The sequence below is a fragment of the Mesorhizobium sp. M2A.F.Ca.ET.067.02.1.1 genome, assembly GCF_004023285.1.
Lineage (GTDB): Bacteria > Pseudomonadota > Alphaproteobacteria > Rhizobiales > Rhizobiaceae > Mesorhizobium.
Map to the genome: position 1 here is coordinate 1 of NZ_RZSB01000612.1, position 3,686 is coordinate 3,686.

6 protein-coding genes are annotated in these 3,686 nt (G+C 63.9%); 4 read left to right on the forward strand and 2 right to left on the reverse strand.

Annotation, left to right across the window (positions count from 1 at the left end; all coding sequences use genetic code 11):
* The coding region (locus tag EOA28_RS28600) for an efflux RND transporter permease subunit (protein ID WP_189342225.1) at nt 1-1,135 on the forward strand (1,135 nt) is incomplete at its 5' end.
* 113 nt (nt 1,136-1,248) lie between these two features.
* On the opposite strand, the gene EOA28_RS28605 is transcribed toward EOA28_RS28600, so the two are convergent.
* Nucleotides 1,249-1,704 (reverse strand): L,D-transpeptidase, encoded by a 456-nt coding sequence (locus EOA28_RS28605; protein WP_126080901.1) that lies wholly within the window; start codon nt 1,702-1,704, stop codon nt 1,249-1,251.
* Nucleotides 1,705-2,023: 319 nt separating this feature from the next.
* On the opposite strand from EOA28_RS28605, the gene EOA28_RS28610 reads away from it, so the two are divergent.
* Together EOA28_RS28610 and EOA28_RS28615 are read left to right on the forward strand one after the other, a co-directional pair.
* On the forward strand, nt 2,024-2,389 hold the full coding sequence (locus EOA28_RS28610) for a hypothetical protein (protein ID WP_245463394.1): 366 nt from the start codon (nt 2,024-2,026) through the stop codon (nt 2,387-2,389).
* Nucleotides 2,390-2,422: 33 nt separating this feature from the next.
* Nucleotides 2,423-2,587: a hypothetical protein gene (locus EOA28_RS28615; protein WP_108702949.1), complete on the forward strand. Its 165-nt coding sequence runs from the start codon at nt 2,423-2,425 to the stop codon at nt 2,585-2,587.
* A 72-nt stretch (nt 2,588-2,659) separates the two neighbouring features.
* Here the strand turns inward: EOA28_RS28615 and EOA28_RS28620 are convergent, their stop codons facing one another.
* Nucleotides 2,660-3,361, reverse strand: coding sequence for a response regulator transcription factor (locus tag EOA28_RS28620; RefSeq protein ID WP_126064136.1), 702 nt, complete (start codon nt 3,359-3,361; stop codon nt 2,660-2,662).
* Nucleotides 3,362-3,454: 93 nt separating this feature from the next.
* Between EOA28_RS28620 and EOA28_RS28625 the strand changes: the two genes are divergently transcribed.
* Nucleotides 3,455-3,686 (forward strand): response regulator (locus EOA28_RS28625; RefSeq protein ID WP_245501616.1); only part of this gene is annotated, 232 nt, incomplete at its 3' end.

Below are 3,686 nucleotides of genomic sequence, written 5' to 3' on the forward strand. Positions count from 1 at the left end.
GGGTTCCGGCGGGGGCCTGCCGATCTCCATGGTCGTGCGCTCCACCGGCGACCCCTCGGAGGTCTTCGATCAGGCCGAGAAAATCAAGAACAAGGCGCAGGCCTCGGGCCGCTTCATCGTCGTGCAGAACTCGATGGCCTACGACGCGCCGCAGGTGACGGTCACCATCGACCGCGAGCGCGCGGCGGCGTTGAACCTGCCGATCGCCGATATCGGCAATACGTTGACGCTGCTGGTCGGCGGCGCCGAGGTGGCGCAGTTCGACCGCGATTCCAACAGCTACGACATCATCCCGCAGGTGCCGCAGGAATTCCGCGACAACCCCGAGAAGCTTGGCGAGTATTTCATTCGCAGCGTCGACGGCAAGATGGTGCCGCTGTCGGCGGTGGTGAAGATCTCGACCAACGCCTCGCCGGCGGCCATCGAGCAGTTCAACCAGCTGAACTCCTCGACGATTTCGGCCTTGCCTTTGCCCGGCGTGACCACCGGCGACGGCTTGAAGGTGCTGGAGGATATCGCCAATGAGACCCTGCCCGACACCTTCTTCATCGACTATTCCGGCCAGTCGCGGCAGGAGAAGGAGCAGGGCAACACCATCCTGATCGCCTTCGCCGCGGCGGTGGTCGTGATCTATCTGGTGCTGGCGGCCCAGTTCGAGAGCTTCCGCGACCCGCTGATCATCATGATGGCCGTGCCGCTGTCGATCTTCGGCGCCATCGTGCCGCTCAACATCGGGCTCGGGACGCTCAACATCTACACCCAGGTCGGCCTGATCACGCTGATCGGCCTGATCACCAAGCACGGCATTCTGCTGGTGGAGTTCGCCAACCAGCAGCGCGAGGTGCACGGCATGCGCCGCCGCGACGCCATCATCGCATCGGCCAAGGTGCGCCTGCGGCCGATCCTGATGACGACGGCGGCGATGGCGCTGGGCGTCGTGCCGCTTATCATCTCCAGCGGCGCCGGCGCGGCCGCCCGCTATTCGATGGGCCTGGTCATCTTCACCGGCATCCTGGTCGGCACGATGTTCACGCTCTTCGTCGTGCCGATGTTCTACACCTTCATTGCCAGCAAGGACCTGCCGCATCTCGCCGAGAAGCCCGATCCGAAGCTGATGCCGGCACTGCCGAGCTGATCGGCACGACAGCTAAAAACAAAAGAGGCCGGAAATTCCGGCCTCTTTTTTGGCGGCTGCCTCACGGCTTCAGTTTGGTCCCGAAGGCGGCAACGGCCTGCTACCCGATCCGGCTATTTGACGATGACGATGCTGGTGTTGGCGGGGCCGAAGGCCTCGACGAGCTGATAGAAGTCGGCTGCCGCGTCGGGATGCAGCCGCACGCAACCATGCGAAGCGGGACGGCCGAGACGGCTGATGGCGTAAGTGGCGTGGACGGCGTAGCCGCCGCTGAAGAACACCGAATGCGGCATTGGCGCGTTGTCGTATTTCTTCGAGTACCACATCTCATGCATGCGCGTCGGCTTGAACGAACCGGTCGGCGTGATGTGCCCCCTCGCGCCGGTCGAGACCTTCCAGGTGTAGGTCGGGCGACCGTCGACGGTGACTTCCATGATCTGCTGCGACAGCGAGACCTTGGCGACGATCTGGTTGGCGTGAGCGGCATTGCCGGCGCCGAAGAGCAGCGCGGCACCGGTGAGCGCGGCGGCGGCGACATGGATGAGCTTGGCGGAAATGGCGGTATGCATGACGGATCCCTCTGTTTTTTGCCGTTGTGTCCGGCTTCAATTTCGATGGGCTCTTATCGTGCTCGTCCGTTTCCGAGCTATTTCGCTTGATGCTCGTTTCTGTTTCGAATTCGTTTCCATAAGTTAACAAAAAGCTCCGGCCAGCCATTACATCGGACCTCTTCCGGGGCGCGGCAGGTCGGCGCTACACAATGAGCTTAGTCCCGCAAACGAAAGTTCATTTCATTTCTAATATTAAATACTTTACGCCCGGCTCGAAACCAAACTGCAACAAAGTGCAGCCACGGCGGCATGATCTGGATACAGGCCGGCGGCAGATTTGACGCAACGGGAACAGACAACTGCAAACGAAAATGGGCAGGAAATCGAAACTCCCTCCTGGCTTCTCAGGATCAGCGTCGCGGCAATCGCGCTCGGCGGCGCAGGCTCTGTGGCCGGCAGCCCGGTGACGGCGCTGGCGGCGATGACGTCCAGCGAGGTTTCGACACTGCACATGGCTCTGTTCATCGCCACGGTCTGGATTGTCTCCAGCCTGCGCGTCCACCGGCTGAAGGCCCTCTGGCGGGTCGGCCTCCGGCTGCTGAGGACGCGCGGCCCCTCCGGCTACTTGCTGCCGAGAGGACCGAAGGCCCGCGCCGCAGCGGGGGGCTCCGTCAGCGGCGCGGGCGCTTCGGGAGTTTCCTGAAGCACCGACGACATCGAGATTGAGGATAGGGACATGAAGACGAAATTTGCCGCCTCCGTGCTTTCCGCGCTGCTTTACGCGCAGGGCCTGCTCGGCTTTGCCGCGCTGGCGACGGTGCTGCTCAAGGAGCGCGCCCACGCCGAGACAACCGCCGGCGCCGACATTTTATCCGGCCCCTCGATCATTGTGGTGCGCTGAGCGCCAGGCGCCGGACCCAAGATGACCACCGCTTTGGGGAATCCGATGCTTGATAGACTCGTCGACCCGAATTCACTCGTTGCGCGAGGCTGGTGGATCGAAACGATAGCCGGCGCCGCGGATGGTGATGATGGTCTCGGTGTCGAGCTTTCGGCGCAGCCGCACGATGCGCGAATCGATCGAACGGTCGAAAGCGTCAGCATTCTCGGCCGGGGCCGCGGCAATGATGTCGTCGCGGGTCAGCACCTTGCGCGGGCTCGCCAGGAACAGCTTCAGCAACGCCACCTGCCCCGGGGAAAGCTGATCCTCCGCACCCGAGCGATGCATGACCATGGCCGATCGCAGGTCGACAGTGGCATTCTCCAGCACGATCAGCTCCCCGGCGGCCCTGCCGCGTCTCATCAGCAGGCCGCCGATGCGCGCGGCAAGCTCGCGCACGTTGAGCGGGCTTTCGACCACATCGGCGGCGCCGAGCTCGAGCGCCAGCACCTTGTCGACAAGGTCGCGCGGCCGGCAGATCAGGATGAAATCGGGGCCGCCCTCGCCACCCGCGCCCTGGCTGCTGTAGCGCTTGAGCAGTTCGCGGCTCTCGGCCTGGGTGACCTCGTCGCCGACCACCACGACATCGATACCGCCGGCCGAAAGCAGCGTCTCCGCCTCCCAGGGCTGGCGCGCCTGGCGCACGTCGTGCCCACGCCGCTCGAGATGGTCGGCGAGATCGCCCGCCACCACCTCGGCGACGGACACAAGCGCAATGACGGATCGTGCGGCCATTTTCTCCACCCCGCCACAGACAACTCGAGATGAGTGCTGGACATCATGTTTATACCCAATCTACTTTCCGCTGAAAGCGGGAGCGAGCGCGTCGTGAAGGCACGCATCATCGTCGTCGAGGACGAACCGGATCTGAGGGAGGCCGTGGCCGAGTATCTCGGCGCCAGCGGCTATGACGTCGTGACGGCCGAGAATGCCGTGGCGGCACGCGCGCTGTTCGAAACGCAGCCCTTTCACCTTGCCATCCTCGACATCGCCATGCCCGGTGAGGACGGGCTGTCGCTCGGCCGCTGGCTGCGCTCGAAGACGCCGATCGGCATCATCT